Origin of the sequence: Pseudomonas sp. PS01300 (assembly GCF_029960155.1) — a bacterium.
Classification (GTDB): Bacteria; Pseudomonadota; Gammaproteobacteria; order Pseudomonadales; family Pseudomonadaceae; genus Aquipseudomonas; species Aquipseudomonas palmensis.
Genome location: NZ_JASCPN010000087.1, coordinates 1 through 16,390 on the forward strand (window position 1 = coordinate 1; position 16,390 = coordinate 16,390).

Consider the following 16,390-nt stretch of genomic DNA (forward strand, 5'->3'; position numbering starts at 1 on the left):
GCGCCCCGCGCGGGGGGGGGGGGTGGGCGCGGCCGGCCCCCCCCCCCCGCCGTTGCCCTCAATACAGTTCGGAATCCAGCGCCAGCATCTGGTCGGACGCAAAGGCGGCCTTGAGGTGCTCCATGGTATCGCTGGTGCGATCTTCGGCCTTGCAACTGAGCCAGGCGATGGACGCCGACAGCAGTACCAGCAGGCGCTTGGCCTGGGTGGTCAAGGCGATGGCCGGCTTGTGCACCATGCTGATCTGGGTGCTGGCGGCACGCCCCGGATCATGCTCGAGCATGTGCATGATGCGTACGGCAACGGTGCTGCACAGGTCGCGCTTGAGCTCGATGTCCGAGCCGTTGATGGCCTGCCAGTAGGCGTCTTCCTGGCCGTCCTCGATGAACAGGTCGACCCAGGCCCGGTATTCTTCGTCCTTCGCGATGCTGAAGGCCATTTGCGCCCACTGAACCTTCAACTGCTCGATGTGTTGCCCGGACGCCTGCAGCGCCTGGGTGAAGGCCAGCGTCTCCTGCATCAGCGAGGTGTGTCGCGGGCCAAGCTGGTTGCTTGCCTGCAGCAGCGCATCGCTGCACTCGCGGTATTCCTGGATCAGCGCGTTGCCTTCATGCAGGTTGAACAGCACCGGAAAGATACGGTACTTGGCCGCGTGCACTTCCTTGACGAACAGGCGGGTCTGTTCGATCAGTTCGGCTATGCTGGCCTGGGTTTCCTGGAAGCGATCACTGTCGACCAGCATTTCGCGCATTCTGGCGGGCGACGCGTCCTGCTCCCTCAGGCGACGCGACAGGTGCGCCATGTGAATGATCTTCTGGGTGGGCGCGATGATCTGGTGGGTGAACTGGCGGGACAGGGTTTCGAGCTCTTCCTGCAGTTGCTGGATGGAGATGGTGCGCACCTGCTCGTGAAGCTTCATCACCGCTTCGGTCTTGTTTTGACGGCGCTGGTTGAGCATGAAGGTGACCGCCGAGCCGACGATCGCCACGCTGGTGGCGATATCGACACCGATAGACAAAGCCGAGATTTCCATGCACCGCTCCTTAGATAATGGAGCGGTTTTTATAGAGGGTAATCGCGCCCGGCGCCACCACCGCGCGCCTGGCGACTTCAGGCCAGTGGCTGGATCACGTCGACCCACTGCGCGTTGACCAGGGTGGCCAGGCGCTCGGGCTCGATGCGCACCGCCGCATTGACCGCACCGCCGGCGGGGAAGACCACCTCGAAGTCCTTCAGCGACTCGTCGCAGTACACCCGCAGCGGCTGGCTCAGGCCGAAGGGGCACACGCCGCCGATGGGGTGGCCGGTGTGCTGCTCGACCTGCTCGGCCTCGAGCATGCGTGCCTTGACGCCGAACTGCTGCTTGTACTTGCGGTTGCACAGGCGCGCATCGCCGCGTACCACCAGCACGATCACCTCCTCGCCCACGCGCAGCGAGAGCGATTTGGCGATCTGCCCCGGCTCGACCGCCAGCGCCTCGGCGGCCAGGGCGACGGTGGCGGTGCTGGACGCCAGTTCCAGCACCTGCAGGTCGGGTGAATGGTGGGAGAAAAACGCTTTGACTGACTGCAGACTCATCTTCGCTTGATCCTCTGAAAAAACAGCCCTGGCGGGATACCGTTGCGTACCCTACCAGCTTGGGCAGGCAAAAAACTCAGTCGCCCAACGCGACGCCCTCGCGACGTGGGTCGGCACCGGCCGACCAGCCCTGCCCATCACGCACGATGACCTGCGTGCCGCTGGTCATCTCGATGGGCGATACCGCATGCCCGCGGGCCTTGAGCTGCTCGATCAGGGCGGGGCCGACCAGCCCGGCCTCCACTTCGGTGCCGACGTTGCGGCTGCCGAAGTTGGGCAGGTCGACGGCCTGCTGCGGGTCGAGCTTCCAGTCCAGCAAGCCGATCAGCGCCTTGTTCACGTACTCGATGATCTGCGAGCCGCCGGGCGAGCCGAGGGCGGCCACCAGCTGGCCGCTGGCCTGGTCGAACACCAGGGTCGGCGCCATCGAGGAGCGCGGCCGCTTGCCCGGTGCGATGCGGTTGGCCACCGGCTTGCCGTTCTCCTCGGGGATGAACGAAAAGTCGGTCATCTGGTTGTTGAGCAGAAAGCCCTTGACCAGCACATGAGAGCCGAACGCCGCCTCGACCGAGGTGGTCATCGACAGCGCGCCGCCCTGATCGTCCACCGCGACGATCTGCGAGGTGGAAATGCGCAATGGCGAGCGGTCAGGCGCCCACGCCAGGGGCATGCCGGGCGGCACACCGGCAGTGGCGACGCCCATGCTCCGATCACCGATCAGCGTGGCGCGCTGGGCCAGGTACGCCTTGCTGGTGAGCCCGGGCACATTGACCGGCACCTGGTCGCTGTCGGCCAGGTACAGGGCGCGGTCGGCATAGGCCAGGCGCTCGGCTTCGGCAATCAGGTGCACGGCCTGGGCGGAGGGTTGCATGACGCCCCCGGGGCGAGCTTTTTCGGGCGCCATCGCGGCCAGGTCCAGTGCCGGTTTCTGGTGCTGCAGCGCCTCCAGGATGCCCAGCGTCTGCAGTACCGCGACGCCACCGGACGACGGTGGCGGCATGCCGCAGACCGTCCACTGCTTGTACGGCCCGCATACCGGCGCGCGCACCTTGGCCCGATAGCCTGCAATGTCGCTCAGCGACAACGTGCCGGGGTTACTGTGGGTACTGACCTGCTGCACCATCGCCTCGGCGATGGGCCCGTGGTAGAAGGCGTCCGGGCCCTGGTTGGCGATGGCCTCCAGGGTTTGCGCCAGCTCGGGGTTCTTCAGCAGCGTGCCCACGGGCAAGGGCTGGCCCTGGGGCGTGAGCAGGTAGCGGGCCAGTGCAGGCGACTGCGGTATCGAGGTGGAGGCGGCAATCAGGGCGTGCAGCCGCGCAGACACGGGGAAGCCGTCGCGGGCCAAATCGATGGCCGGCTGGAACAGGGCGCGCCAGGGCAGCTTGCCGTGTTGCTGGTGCGCCATCTCCAGGGCCCTGAGCACACCGGGCACGCCCACCGAGCGACCGCCGATCTGGGCGTCCTTGAATCCCATCGGCGTGCCGTCCGGCTTCAGGAACAGGCGGCTGTCGGCCCCTTGGGGCGCCGTCTCCCGCCCATCGAACGCCTGCACCTGCTTGCCATCCCAGTACAGGATGAAGGCGCCGCCGCCGATGCCGCTGGACTGCGGCTCCACCAGGGTCAACACCGCCTGCATGGCAATGGCGGCATCGATCGCAGACCCGCCCTTGCGCAACATCGCCTGGCCGGCGGCGCTTGCCAGGGGGTTGGCTGCCGCGGCCATATGGTGCTGTGCCTGTACGGGGGCCATGCCTGCGCGGTAGCCCGAGGCGATTTCCGGGGCGGCGGGCAAGGCGGTGCTGGATGGCGCAGGCGGGGTTGCGCTGGTGCAGGCGCCGAGCAGCAACGCTGCCATCGAGAAGCCGAGGGCGTGCATCAGGTGTTTGCGGGTGGTTGGGTAACCGGTCAAGACCAACTCCATTGGGCGTTTGGGGAACGCGGGCAATGGTAGCGTGATTGACGCGAGCAGGCCCGGTACTCACCGCGCCTTGTGCGGCGATTCCAATGCGCGTGCCCTGATTCTCGACGCGTAGGGTGCAGATTGATTAAGCTTCCCGCTTTAACGTTTCAGTTTGTTTCAAGGATTCAGATGACCATTCAGCAAGCGCCGCCACTCGCCTATTCCAGAGCCACCGTCGGCAAGATGGAAGCCGCCATGGCCCTGGGGAGTTTTGCCATCGGTACCGGCGAGTTCGCGATCATGGGGCTGATGCCCGACATCGCCAGCAACCTGCACCTGAGCGAGCCCCAGGTGGGCCATGCCATCAGCGCTTATGCCCTGGGCGTGATGGTAGGTGCGCCGGCCCTGGCGATTCTGGGCGCCAAGCTGCTGCGCAAGCACATGCTGCTGTTGCTGATGGCGCTGTATGCGATCGGCAACCTGGCCACGGCCTTCGCGCCCTCCTTCGCCGGGCTGGTGGCGTTTCGCTTTATCAGCGGCCTGCCCCACGGCGCCTACTTCGGCATCGCGGCGGTGGTGGCCTCGAGCATGGTGGCCACCGACCAGCGCGCGGGCGCGGTGGCACGGGTGATGATGGGGCTCACCCTGGCGATGCTGCTGGGCAACCCGGTGGCGACCTTCCTGGGGCAGTTCTTCGGCTGGCGTGCGGCGTTCGTGCTGGTGGGCGCGATTGCGCTGTGCACCATCGGGCTGGTGTGGCGCTACGTGCCGCAGCGTCACGATGAAGTGCGCAGCGACCCGCGCAAGGAGCTCCAGGCGTTTCGCCTGCCGCAGGTGTGGATGGCGCTGGCCATCGCCTCGATCGGTTTTGCCGGCATGTTCTGCGTGTTCAGTTACCTGGCGCCGACCATGCTGCAGGTGACCAAGGTGTCGCCACAGTGGATTCCATTCGGGCTGGCGGCGTTCGGGGTGGGCGGCATCATCGGCAACATCGCGGGCGGCAAGCTGTTCGACCGCCTGCAGTTTCGCGCGGTGGGGTTGGTGCTGGTATGGTCGATTCTCGTGCTGAGCCTGTTCCCCTTCGCGGCCAGTTCGCCATGGGGCGTGCTGCTGGGCTGCGGGCTGGTCGGCACCATGATCGCACTGGCCGCCCCCTTGCAGATTCGCCTGATGGACATTGCACATGAAGCGCCGAGCCTGGCGGCGGCATCGAACCATGCGGCGTTCAACCTGGCCAATGCGCTGGGGCCATGGTTTGGCGGCATGGCGATTACCGCGGGGTTCGGCTGGACCAGTACCGGCTACATTGGCGCGGCGACTGCGCTGGTGGGGTTGGGGATCTACCTGGTGGCGCGGCGGATGAAGGGCGGGCACTGAGGGCCTGCCAGGTTTTGCCAAAGGAAAGAAACCAACGTGAACCAGCTTTCAATCGCCAGCTTCAAATCGAAGTACAGCCAGGGCTTCTACTCGACCTTCGCCATCGATGGCGCGCCGCTGGAAGTCTGGCTGCCAACACGAGACCCCGCTGCACAGCTTCATCTGGTGGCAGCGCATGCCGGCCTCTACGGCGAAGACGATAATGAACTGGTGTGGGACCGCAGCTACTCCACTGCCCCTGGGTGGACCACCCTGGTGCCGCTGCTGGTGTGCTCCGATGACCTGGACCTTAGCTGCACGGTCATCGTCGTGGAGCAACACGCCCATGAGGACCACATCCACTGGCGGCGCTTCGGCCTGCTGCACGAGGTGATCACCCTGGAGCAGCCCCGCGTCAGCTGGTTCGAGGCCGCTTGCACCGCCACCTTTGAACGCGCCGAATTCCACCGCACACTGGATGAATTTCGCCGGCTGGAAGGCGTGGTGATGGCCTGGGACTAGGGTCTGTATGAAAAGTCTTGAGACGAAGGTCAGGCTGTTTTCAACGCAGCATCATCGAGTATCAAGGCTTTTCGTACAGAGCCTAGGCCGCTATCGAAGCCTGGACTGTTCGCATGCAGCCTTGAGGCGCTGCATGGCATCGGGCGCCATGGGCGCGGTCATCATGGCGTGATAGTTCATGCATTCCCGGGTTTGCTGCTCAGCCGTGGGAGCGCCGCTGGAGGTACAGCCGGCGAGGATGAACAGCGCAAGGGCCGTGATCAGTGGTTTCATTTATATATCCGCAACAAGTGACGCCGTGGCCTTCAGCGCCTTGAGGCCTCAATGGTCACCATGGCCTGCGCGCATCTTGAAAAAGCGAACCTGCCGCTTATTGGCCAAGGTGGAAAATAATAATCAAAAGCCCTGCAGATGAGCATCATGAGGGTGGCTAACGTTCCCATGAAATCAATTCAATTTAACTCGTTCGATGCCCGGACATAAAATACGCCCCAATTAAGGAATACTTCAAGACGCCCGAGCAAAAAAACCTACAACGAATCAAACTTGCCGAAGAGGGCAAATGTAGATTCGGTTTTTATCTCGGACCATCAGGGCACCCGATTAAAATGAGCACAGCATTTACATTCTCGATCAAGCGTATTCATTTCGACGAACATTATCGCCCCGCTGAAAACACCCGCACGACCACCAACTTCGCGAACCTGGCGAGGGGGCAGCGTCGCCAGGAGAATCTGCGCAATACCCTGACGATGATCGACAATCGTTTCAACGCCCTGGCGCACTGGGACAACCCGAAAGGCAACCGCTACAACGTCGAACTTGAAATCATTTCCGTGGAAATGAACATGGATGCCGAGCACAGGGACACCGCCCTGCCGCTGATTGAAATATTGCAGACCACCATTGTGGATCGCAAAACAAGCGAACGCATCGAGGGCATCGTAGGCAACAACTTCTCCTCTTACGTGCGCGATTATGACTTCAGCGTACTGTTGCTGGGGCACAACAAGAACCAGCAGGGGTTCAGCACGCCGGAGGATTTCGGCGAGCTGCACGGCAAGCTGTTCAAGCATTTCGTGAACTCGAGCACTTATAAAGAACACTTCAAAAAACCACCGGTCATCTGCCTGAGTGTTTCCAGCAGCAAGACCTATCAGCGCACCGAAAACCAGCACCCGGTATTGGGCACCGAATACCAGCAGGACGAATATTCCCTGACCGATGAGTACTTCCGGAAGATGGGCCTGAAGGTTCGCTACTTCATGCCTGCCAACAGCGTGGCACCGCTGGCGTTCTACTTTGCTGGGGACCTGCTTGGGGATTACACCAACCTTGAACTGATCAGCACCATCAGCACGATGGATACCTTCCAGAAGATCTATCGCCCTGAAATCTACAACGCGAATTCAGCAGCAGGTCGATCCTATCAGCCGAGCTTGAATCACCAGGATTACTCGTTGACCCGCATTGTCTACGATCGAGAAGAGCGCAGTCAGTTGGCCATCGAACAGGGCAGGTTTGTCGAAGAGCACTTCATCAAGCCCTACCAGACCGTGCTTGAGCAGTGGTCCGCCCAATACGCGCTTTGATCATTCAGAACATACAAGGTCATCTATCGTGAAAAAACTGCTACCCACCTCCACTGCGGGCAGCCTGCCCAAACCGTCCTGGCTTGCACAACCCGAGACGCTCTGGTCGCCCTGGAAGCTGCACGGCGAGGAACTGCTCGAAGGCAAGCAGGATGCCTTGCGCCTGGCCCTGCAGGAACAGCAACACGCAGGCATTGATATCGTCAGCGACGGCGAACAGACCCGCCAGCACTTCGTTACCACCTTTATCGAGCACCTGAGCGGAGTGGATTTCGAGAAGCGCGAAACCGTCAGAATTCGTGACCGCTATGACGCAAGCGTGCCGACCGTTGTGGGTGCTGTTGCCAGGCAAAAACCGGTGTTTGTCGAAGATGCCAGGTTTCTGCGCCAGCAGACCAGCCAGCCCATCAAATGGGCCCTGCCCGGCCCCATGACCATGATCGACACGCTGTATGACAGCCACTACAAAAGCCGGGAAAAGCTGGCTTGGGAATTTGCCAAGATCCTCAATCAGGAAGCCCGAGAGCTGGAGGCGGCGGGCGTGGACATCATCCAGTTCGACGAGCCTGCCTTCAACGTGTTCTTCGACGAGGTGAATGACTGGGGCGTGGCCACCCTGGAACGGGCGATCGAAGGGCTCAAATGTGAAACGGCCGTGCATATTTGCTACGGCTACGGCATCAAGGCCAATACCGACTGGAAAAAGACGCTGGGCTCGGAGTGGCGCCAATATGAGGAAGCCTTCCCCAAGCTGCAGAAATCCGGCATCGATATCATCTCGCTGGAGTGCCACAACTCCCATGTCCCGATGGACCTGATCGAGCTGATTCGCGGCAAGAAAGTGATGGTGGGGGCCATCGATGTGGCGAACCACGCCATCGAAACCCCCGAGGAAGTGGCCAACACCCTGCGCAAAGCGCTGCAGTTCGTGGACGCCGACAAGCTCTACCCGTGCACCAACTGCGGCATGGCCCCTCTGCCCCGCGAGGTGGCGCGCGGCAAGCTGAACGCCTTGAGCGCCGGCGCGGACATCGTGCGCAGAGAGCTCTTGAACCGATAAGGGTGCAGGAGGGGTTGCAGCGCTGATCGAGCGACTTGCCCCCTCCCCGCCGCCTTTGGACCCGCCCCTTCAGCCAGGACCAACCATGTCACGTTCCAGTACTGCCATCGAGCCATTGCGCTTTCGCGAAGCGCTCGGGCACTACGCATCCGGTATCACGGTGATCACATCGCAGATCGAGGAGGAGCCGGTCGGCTTTACCTGCCAGTCGTTCTATAGCGTGTCGATGAGCCCGCCGCTGGTGTCGTTCAGCGTGATGGCCGGTTCGGCAAGCTACCCCAGGATCCGCCAGGCAGGCCGCTTCGCGGTCAATATCCTGTCCGGTGAACAGGTCGGGATCTCCAACCAGTTCGCCCGACGAGGTACCGACAAGTGGCAGGGCGTGCAATGGCAGGCATCGCCACTGGGCAACCCGATCATTGCCGGCAGCCTGCACTGGCTCGATTGCGAGATCCACGCCGAACACGTCGCCGGTGATCACCTGATCGTGATTGGCGAAGTGAAGGCGCTGAACCTGCAGCAAACTGCCGCCACACAGCCCTTGCTGTACTTCAAGGGGCAATACTGCAACCTCGCCGCCCACGGCGCAGGCTGAGGAACCAGGGGCCTGGCCTTCTCAACAAGCCCCTTGCATCGCGGTATCGACCGCTTCCACAAGCATCTGCGCATGCTCTTCGGTAAACGCCAGCAGCGGACGGATTTTGAGCACGTTCTGGTGCGGACCGGCGGCGCTGATCAGCACGCCCTGCTCGCGCATCGCGTTGACCACCTGGCGGGCCTGCCTGGCTGCGGGTGCCTTGGTGGCGCGGTCGGTGACCAGCTCAACCCCAAGGAACATGCCGGCCCCCCTGACGTCGCCGATCATTTGATGGCGCAGGGCAAGCCGTGTCAGGCCGTCCAGCAGGTAGCTGCCAATGTGATGGGCCCTCTGCTGCAGGTGTTCTTCGCGGATGACGTCCAGCACCGCCTGGCCTGCCGCACACGAGACCGGGATGCCGCCAAAGGTATTGAAGTAGCGCATGCTCCTGCCGAAGTGATCGACCACCTGGGAGCGCCCGACGATGCCGGCAATGGGCTGGCCATTGCCCATGGGCTTGCCGAGGGTGACGAGGTCCGGGCGCACGTTGTGCCTGGTAAACCCCCACATGTTAAGGCCGGTACGCGCAAAACCCGGCTGTACCTCATCGGCGATGTACAGCAGGCCTTCGGCCTGGGCCAGCGCCACACCCTCGGCGATACAGCCCGCCGGCCCGGGCAGCACGCCGTCGCTGGAGAAGATGCCATCCAGCAGGATTGCCGCCGGGCGGATGCCGTGCGCCTTGAGGTCATCGATTGCGGCGCGCACGTCTGCGGCAAACATCGACGCCACGTTTTCGGCCCCCAGACGGTAAGCGTCAGGTGCGCGAACGGTGCGCACATGCGCCGGGAGCACCATGGCGCTGCCAAGCGATGGTGAAAGCTCGGCGATGTCTGCGGTGACGCCGTGGTAGGCGAACCGGGTGATGATGACGCCGGTGCCACCGGTGCAGTGCCTGGCGATGCGCAGCGCCAGATCATTCGCCTCGCTCCCGGAGCAGGTGAACATGACGCGATCCAGGTCATCGGTGAAGGTACCCAGCAACTGCTCGGCATAGTCGAGAATGCCCTCCTGCAGGTAACGGGTGTGCGTGTTCAGCACCTGCGACTGCCGATGCATCGCCTCGACCACCCGGGGATGGCAGTGACCGATGGAGGCAACGTTGTTGTAGGCGTCCAGGTAGCGACGGCCCTGCTCGTCGAAGAGCCATACGCCCTCCCCTCGAACGGTGTGCAGCGGTCGCTCGTAGAACAGGCGGTATGCCGGGCCCAGTAACCGCTCGCGGCGCTCGATCAGGCAGCGCTGCGATTCCGAAAGCCGGGTGGCGTCGGCTGACGTGAAGCTGTTGATCATGCTCATGCTCGATTTGCTCGCAGGCAGGCCGAAGCAATTCGGTCCTCTGTTTCAGCGCGAGACAGCGCCGACAGTGCCTTCAGGTTTGCCCAGGCACGCTGGGTGTTTCGAAGGATGTACTGGCGATTGTCCGGATGCAGTTCGGCGCGCCAGGAGTTGATGCACAGGGCCAACGCCAGGCGCGTGGCCAGCAGCTCGGGCAGCAGCGCCAGCTCCTGCTGGTTCAGGGGGTTGCACTGGTGGTAGCCGACAATCACATCCAGGGCCGGCTCCAGTACATCGCCTACCTGCCCAAGGTGGTAGGAAGCGGCAACCGCGACCTCGTTGACCAGGGGCGCATGCACCATGTCACCGAAATCGAGGATGCTGCGCAGCACATCGGGGTTGTGGGCATCCACGATGATGTTGTGCGGGTTGGTGTCATTGTGAATGACCTGCTTGCGCAGCCCGGGGATGCTTGGCACCACCACCGACGCGTACTGCTCGAGGCTGCGCTGCACCAGGCTTCGTCCGGGGCCGGGTTCGATGTGCACCAGCAGCGGTCGAAGGTGCGCGGCGTGCTGCATGTCCCACAGCAGCGCATGCCCGGCAGCGGGGTGGGCAAACCCTTGCAGCGCCACGTCAAGCCGGGCGATGGACTGCCCGATGACCCGGCGAAACGTCGGTGTGGGGTGACTCACGCAGTGAAGGGGCATGCCGTCTTCGAAGGACAGCAGCCGCGCCAGCATGCGCTGCCCGTCGATCTCGACGAAGGTGGCGTACTGGCCCTCAAGCGAGGGGTGCACGCGCTGAACCGCAAGCCCGGGATCGCGAAGCTCGATTCTTCGCATCGCCTGGTTGTGGAAGTCGACCACATCGGGGTTTTCAAGCGGGTGGGAGAGCTTGAACAACCGGGATGAGCCGTCTTGAAGCATCACGCGGAAATTGAGGTCGCGCTCGCCGCCCAGTTTTTCGAGCGTGCCGCTCAAACCGAATTGCTGGCGCAGCACTGCACACGCCTGCGCATCGGTGACCCGTGCCGGAGCAGCTTCGAGCAGGCTGTCATCGACAGCCAGATTTTCAAGGGGCATGACTCGCATCCTTATACGGCCTTTGAATGGCGCCCCCGGTTTCAGGGGCGCCATGCATCACTTGTTGACCCAGGCGTTGAAGCGTTCCTCCAGATCCTCACCGTGGTCGATCCAGAACTCGGCGTCGGTGGCACGGGCGTTTTTCAGGTTTTGCGGGGCGGTGGGCAATTTTTCGCCCACGCGCTTGTCCAGCAGGTCCATCGCGCCGGTGTTGCTGGGCCCGTAGGGGATGGCCTCGACGAAGTTCTTCTGTTGCATGGGCTCGCTGGCGAACGCGATGAAGCGCTCGGCCAGTTCCTTTTTCGGCGCCCCTTTCACGATGGCCCAGTGATCGAGGTCGTAGAGGCTGCCATTCCATTGCATCGCAAACGACTGGCCTTCCTCCTGGGCAGAGGTGACACGGCCGTTGTAGGCGGAGGTCATGACCACGTCACCGGCGATCAGCCATTGCAGCGGCTGCGCGCCGGAGTCCCACCACTGGATGCTGGACTTGATTTCATCGAGCTTCTTGAACGCACGTTTGACACCCTCTTCAGTACCCAGCAGCGTGTAGAGGTCCTTGTTGTCTACCCCATCGGCGAGCAGCGCGAACTCCAGCGTGAACTTCGCGCCGCGGCGCAGGCCGCGCTTGCCGGGGTACTTCTTCAGGTCCCAGAAGTCGGCCCAGCCTTGCGGGCTGGAGGCGAGTTTGTTGGGGTCGTAGGTCAGCACGGTGGACCAGATGAAGATGCCGACACCACAGTCGCTGACGGCCGCAGGAATGAAGTCTTCCTTGTTGCCTATCCGGCTCCAGTCCAGCGGTTCGAACACCCCTTCGCTGCAACCACGGATGAGCTCGGGCGATTCGACCTCCACCACATCCCAGCTGGTTTTGCCGGTGTCGGCCATCACCTTGATCTTGGCCATTTCGCCGTTGTAGTCGTCGGCGGTGATGGCCACGCCGGTCTGGGCGGTGAAGGGTTTGTAGAACGCCTTCTCCTGCGCCTGGCGGTTGTTGCCGCCGAAGGACACCACGGTCAGCTTTTCAGCGGCATACAGCGGGCTTGCGATGGTTGCGAGCAATAGTACAGCTGCGATTTTCTTATTCATGCGTCTCTCCAGGTCAGCTACGGGTCGTGGGCAGCTTTAAAGGGATGGCAGTTTTCTTGTAGTGGCAGCAATCGATCGAACGTGACGCTTCCCCGGTGGGGACGGGACGCATTAAAACACATAATAAATATGATGCATCATATTTTACGCTACACTTGCCCTCATCAATGAACAGGGAACCCGCCATGACCGATCAACGTACGCTGCTTCTCACCGGTGCCAGCCGGGGCATCGGCCACGCCACCGTGAAACATTTCAGTGCTGCGGGTTGGCGCGTGTTTACCGCCTCGAGGCAGGACCTGGGCGAAGGCTGCCCCTGGGCCGAAGGCATCGCCAACCACATTCACCTCGACCTGGGGAGCGTGGAGGACATACAGCGCAGGCTTCCGGAAATCCGGGAAAAACTCGGGGGGCGGCTGGATGCGTTGGTCAACAACGCCGGCGTTTCACCCAAAGGCCCGGATGGGGAGCGACTGGGGGTGCTGGAGTCCGACTACTCGACCTGGCTGAACGTGTTCAACGTGAACATCTTCTCGACGGCCCTGCTGGCGCGGGGGTTGTTCGAGGAGCTCAAGGCGGCAAAGGGCTCGGTGATCAACGTCACCTCCATTGCCGGTTCGCGGGTGCACCCGTTCGCAGGGGTGGCGTATGCCTGCTCCAAAGCGGCGCTGTCGGCGCTGACGCGCGAGATGGCGCACGACTTCGGGCCCTATGGGGTTCGGGTGAACGCGATCGCCCCGGGGGAGATCGACACCTCCATCCTGTCCGCTGGCACCGAGCTGATCGTGGAGCGATCGATCCCGATGAAACGCATGGGCAAGCCCGAGGAAGTCGCGGCGTTGGTGCATTTTCTCTGCACGCAGGGCGCTTCGTACGTCAATGGCGCAGAAATCCATGTAAACGGTGGGCAACATGTTTGAGTTACTCGATAATCGCTGCCGGTAGCCTCCCCTCTCCCGCCGGGCCTGCGCCGCACACGAGTACGCGATGAATTATCCGATTGAGCACCTGAAACACTCCTACCTTGGCAGCGGTATCTATGGCCTGCTGCGCGAAGCCCTGATTACAGGGCGCTTCCAGCCTAACGACCGGCTGCGCATACGCGACCTTGCCGAACAGCTGGGTACGAGTGTCACACCAGTGCGGGACGCGATTCTTCAACTGGCAAAGGAGCAGGCGCTGGTTCTGAAGACACCGCGGGACATTCGTGTGCCGGTACTGACTTCCAAGCAGTACCTGGAGATCAGGAGCATCCGGCTCTCGCTCGAGGGGTTGGCGGCCGAAACAGCTGCATCGCTGGCGACCGAGGAGCAAGTGGCGCGGCTGCAAACCTGCATTCAGAACAACCTGGTGGCGATCAAGGACAATGACTTGAGGTCCGCGCTGACCTTCAACCACGAGTTTCACTTCAGGTTGGCGGAAATCGCCGATATGCCGGTGCTGGTCAGCCTGCTGGATGGGTTGTGGATGCGTACCGGGCCGCTGATTGCCCGGGCCTACGGCGGGTTCAACGAGCGCATGGCGATTGATCATCACTGGGATGTGCTGGAGGCGTTGAAGCAGCGCGATGGTGCGGCGGCTCGCCTGGCGATCTGCAGTGACATTCTGGATGGGAGCCAGAAGATGCTGGAGTATGTTCAGATGGAGCATGACTGAAGGGGCGTGGTGCTGGCGATAACTCGGCATGCGACAGGCCGCATGCTGCAAGTGGCGCTGCTGGCGCTCTGAAACCGATTCTCACCCCTGTTCCGGCGTCCTGCCGACCGAAAAATCCCCCTCCCCGTGCAATTCGTCGCCTCGGCTCGCCGTGCTCGCCCGACTGGATTACTGTATATGCAAACAGTATCCATATGGTGGCGGAAATGACCCAAGACATTGAAGACTTTGACGGCTTCGGAGCGCCCACTGAGCTGGAGATGTGGAAGCACCAGGTGGTGCTCATTACGAATGAGGCCGAATACCTGACCCGAGAGCTGGGCAAGGCGCGCAGGAACATTGCCAAGCTTGTGGCGATGAACCAGGGGCTGACGAAGGACCTGCACGACCTGCAGCTGAAATCGACAGGGCGAGTGCTCCCCACGAGCTGCGCACTCAGTGGCAGCCCGGCACAGGAAATCGCGGAACTTCATAAAAACTCATAAGGCGTGTTGTCACCGTAAACTTAGCGGGAAAGGCAGGAAACTTACACGGTGCACGACCCCATTAAAGTGAGAGCGAAACTTTTTTGAAAAAGAAATAAATTGTAACAATGACCTGTTGAAATATTTTAAATACCAGGAACCCAACCTTTATTGACCAAAAAATGTGAAGCCGTGCGTTTTTATAGCTGGATGGAAACCCAGTTCAATAAAACCTCACCCGATGGTAACGTATGCTTTCGCATTGCTCAGAATAATAAAAAACATGAGCAAACTTGTTGGTTGAATAAAGGATTAACGAATGACTATCGAGCGAGAGATTTTCTCGGCCCTTATCGCGCAGAACGCATTTCAAGGTGAAAAGCCGAGCGTACAAAGCTACGCCCAGCTAGCCGTAGACAAGGGTTTCAGAGCGCTTACGTCAAGGCAGCAGGCGGTGGTGAGCCCCTTCCTGAAGAAACAATGCGAGGGGATGAGAAAACCAAACGAAAAACACAACAACTGCCAAAACACGATAGCCGGTCGTGATCTGGTTGTAGCGCTTGAAAAAGCAGAAAGTTACAAGGGATGGCGCTGCGAAAGCTGCCGGAGTGCATCTTAAAAACCAGACAGCACCGCAAAAAGAGTAGCCCTCCAGAAAAGCTGTAAAGTAAAAAACACTACTGCACTCGCTACTCCTGACTGTTATTGCAGCAGGCCGCCATGGCCTGCTCGCAAGTTTTTCTTTTTAGGCCCTGATCAGCCCACCCGCCAATCGTCGTTCACTCGTCACGCACCTGAGCGCCTTGAAAAAATAGTGCACGAAACAGCCCGATTCTTTTGCGCGGCCAACTTTTTTCAGAGAGAAAAATAGTGCCTATTTACCAGGTTGCACTACTGGTTGTGCGCCGGATCATCGCTTACGGTGAGGCCAGCATCCTCGACAGCGATGTTCGGTGCGGGTGGGCTGGCACTCGCAGCCAGACCAATTAGCGGGCCTACCAAGAGCTGGCCGAGTGCTTCAATGACGACGCTGCCCGTCAGAGCATCAACGCTTCCGGTGCAGTTCGGGTGACCAGGCGCTGCTCAGGACGATAACCCCGAAGATCACCAGGTAAAGCCAGTATTGGCTCGGGTACGAGAAAGAGCCCACTTGGGCGACCACAAACACGCCGCCACCAACAACTAACCGCTGCCGACGCGTGAACCTCAGCCTGAGCGCTACCAGCTTGCTTCTCCACCCCATTGCCACGCTCCCTGTTTGTGTAGTGGTCAACTAATCCCGGACACTGCGTTAAGTTTTTCTTCAACCACGGCGAGCGCTAGTCCGCCGTTGAATTGGTGTGGCCGTTGCCAGTTGTAGCGCTGCATCAAAAACCGACCAATATCCTGCTGTGCCAGGGAAGCACTCATGTATCCCACTGTTGGCACCCATTCTGTTTTCAAACTGCGAAACAACCGCTCCATCGGCGCGTTGTCGTGGCAGTTTCCCCGTCGACTCCTGCTCTGTTTGAACCGATAACGCCACAGCCACTGACGGAAGCTTCGGCTGCCGTATTGGCTGCCTTGGTCGCTTTGAAACAGCACGCTCTGTGGCCGACCACGCAGTTCATAGGCCATGTCCAATGCCTTGATCACCAGGTCGGCATCGGGCTTCGCTGAAAATGCCCAGCCCACCACGCGGCGGGCGAATAGATCGATGACGGCAGCCAAATAGTACCAGCGACCTTGAGCCCAGACATAAGTGATGTCACCGCACCAAACTTCGTTTGGTGCCGGTACGGTGAACGCTCGATCTAGCACGTTCGGGATATCTGGTCGCTCGACCGTCGCTTTTTTGTAGGCATGTGAACCGGGTTGCTTACTGATTAGCTTCATTTCGCTCATCAGCTTACGCACCTTGAAGCGCCCAATTTCTATGCCTTCCTCCCGCATCATGAACATGATGCTTCGGCTGCCCGCCGCGCTGCGGCTTTGGGTGAACAGTTCGTTCACTCGACTGCGTAAAACCAGCCGCTCAACGTCGGGAATTCGACGTTTTCGGCAGTACGCGTAGTAGCAAGATCGGGTGACTTCAAATACCGAGCACAACAGATCAACAGGCTCTTCAGAGCGGAGCGGATCGATTAACGCGAACGCTCGTGTTCCTCGGCCATCAAGAGCGCGGTGGCCTTTT

Annotated in this window: 17 protein-coding genes; 9 read left to right on the forward strand and 8 right to left on the reverse strand. The window is 61.1% G+C overall.

Annotated features, from left to right (window positions below):
• Positions 1-58: 58 nt before the first annotated feature.
• The 3 genes from QMX96_RS24965 to ggt form a co-directional block, all read right to left on the reverse strand.
• The gene (locus QMX96_RS24965) at positions 59-1,033 is read right to left on the reverse strand and encodes a hypothetical protein (protein ID WP_043861045.1); all 975 of its coding nucleotides are present in this window, start codon (positions 1,031-1,033) and stop codon (positions 59-61) included.
• Between the two features lie 77 nt (positions 1,034-1,110).
• A complete protein-coding gene (locus tag QMX96_RS24970) occupies positions 1,111-1,578 on the reverse strand; it encodes a YbaK/EbsC family protein (protein WP_043861044.1) in 468 nt (155 codons plus the stop codon).
• 76 nt (positions 1,579-1,654) lie between these two features.
• Positions 1,655-3,433: a gamma-glutamyltransferase gene (ggt, locus tag QMX96_RS24975; RefSeq protein ID WP_282362641.1), complete on the reverse strand. Its 1,779-nt coding sequence runs from the start codon at positions 3,431-3,433 to the stop codon at positions 1,655-1,657.
• Positions 3,434-3,667: 234 nt separating this feature from the next.
• Here ggt and QMX96_RS24980 point away from each other — a divergent pair, with 234 nt between their 5' ends.
• Complete coding sequence (locus QMX96_RS24980) at positions 3,668-4,855, forward strand: MFS transporter (protein ID WP_058541189.1); 1,188 nt, start codon at positions 3,668-3,670, stop codon at positions 4,853-4,855.
• A 36-nt stretch (positions 4,856-4,891) separates the two neighbouring features.
• The gene (locus tag QMX96_RS24985; RefSeq protein ID WP_235384191.1) at positions 4,892-5,356 is read left to right on the forward strand and encodes a hypothetical protein; all 465 of its coding nucleotides are present in this window, start codon (positions 4,892-4,894) and stop codon (positions 5,354-5,356) included.
• Positions 5,357-5,446: 90 nt separating this feature from the next.
• On the opposite strand, the gene QMX96_RS24990 is transcribed toward QMX96_RS24985, so the two are convergent.
• A complete protein-coding gene (locus QMX96_RS24990; RefSeq protein WP_054916126.1) occupies positions 5,447-5,629 on the reverse strand; it encodes a hypothetical protein in 183 nt (60 codons plus the stop codon).
• 335 nt (positions 5,630-5,964) lie between these two features.
• Between QMX96_RS24990 and QMX96_RS24995 the strand changes: the two genes are divergently transcribed.
• The 3 genes from QMX96_RS24995 to QMX96_RS25005 all read left to right on the forward strand — a co-directional run bounded on the left by QMX96_RS24995 (position 5,965) and on the right by QMX96_RS25005 (position 8,603).
• On the forward strand, positions 5,965-6,948 hold the full coding sequence (locus tag QMX96_RS24995) for a DUF1852 domain-containing protein (RefSeq protein WP_282362637.1): 984 nt from the start codon (positions 5,965-5,967) through the stop codon (positions 6,946-6,948).
• Between the two features lie 28 nt (positions 6,949-6,976).
• Positions 6,977-8,008 carry a methionine synthase gene (locus QMX96_RS25000; protein ID WP_043861040.1) on the forward strand — a complete coding sequence of 344 codons (1,032 nt, stop codon included), beginning with the start codon at positions 6,977-6,979 and terminating at the stop codon, positions 8,006-8,008.
• A gap of 85 nt (positions 8,009-8,093) precedes the next feature.
• Entirely contained in the window at positions 8,094-8,603 is a 510-nt protein-coding gene (locus tag QMX96_RS25005) for a flavin reductase family protein (RefSeq protein WP_054916127.1), read from the forward strand.
• Between the two features lie 21 nt (positions 8,604-8,624).
• On the opposite strand, the gene QMX96_RS25010 is transcribed toward QMX96_RS25005, so the two are convergent.
• The 3 genes from QMX96_RS25010 to QMX96_RS25020 are packed head-to-tail and all read right to left on the reverse strand — an operon-like array spanning position 8,625 to position 12,097.
• Positions 8,625-9,944: an aminotransferase class III-fold pyridoxal phosphate-dependent enzyme gene (locus QMX96_RS25010; protein WP_282362638.1), complete on the reverse strand. Its 1,320-nt coding sequence runs from the start codon at positions 9,942-9,944 to the stop codon at positions 8,625-8,627.
• Positions 9,941-11,008: a phosphotransferase gene (locus tag QMX96_RS25015; RefSeq protein WP_078480780.1), complete on the reverse strand. Its 1,068-nt coding sequence runs from the start codon at positions 11,006-11,008 to the stop codon at positions 9,941-9,943. Before QMX96_RS25015 ends, QMX96_RS25010 begins: the two co-directional genes overlap by 4 nt.
• A 57-nt stretch (positions 11,009-11,065) precedes the next feature.
• Positions 11,066-12,097 carry an ABC transporter substrate-binding protein gene (locus QMX96_RS25020; RefSeq protein ID WP_043861036.1) on the reverse strand — a complete coding sequence of 344 codons (1,032 nt, stop codon included), beginning with the start codon at positions 12,095-12,097 and terminating at the stop codon, positions 11,066-11,068.
• A 185-nt stretch (positions 12,098-12,282) separates the two neighbouring features.
• On the opposite strand from QMX96_RS25020, the gene QMX96_RS25025 reads away from it, so the two are divergent.
• The 4 genes from QMX96_RS25025 (at position 12,283) to QMX96_RS25040 (ending at position 14,836) form a co-directional block, all read left to right on the forward strand.
• Complete coding sequence (locus QMX96_RS25025) at positions 12,283-13,017, forward strand: SDR family oxidoreductase (RefSeq protein WP_043861035.1); 735 nt, start codon at positions 12,283-12,285, stop codon at positions 13,015-13,017.
• Positions 13,018-13,084: 67 nt separating this feature from the next.
• Entirely contained in the window at positions 13,085-13,753 is a 669-nt protein-coding gene (locus QMX96_RS25030) for a GntR family transcriptional regulator (protein ID WP_043861034.1), read from the forward strand.
• 206 nt (positions 13,754-13,959) lie between these two features.
• Entirely contained in the window at positions 13,960-14,238 is a 279-nt protein-coding gene (locus tag QMX96_RS25035) for a hypothetical protein (protein ID WP_146095037.1), read from the forward strand.
• A 298-nt stretch (positions 14,239-14,536) separates the two neighbouring features.
• Entirely contained in the window at positions 14,537-14,836 is a 300-nt protein-coding gene (locus QMX96_RS25040; RefSeq protein ID WP_282362639.1) for a hypothetical protein, read from the forward strand.
• A gap of 650 nt (positions 14,837-15,486) precedes the next feature.
• Here the strand turns inward: QMX96_RS25040 and QMX96_RS25045 are convergent.
• Positions 15,487-16,390, reverse strand: a 904-nt coding sequence (locus QMX96_RS25045) for an IS3 family transposase (RefSeq protein ID WP_282362640.1), incomplete at its 5' end; no start/stop codon positions are given.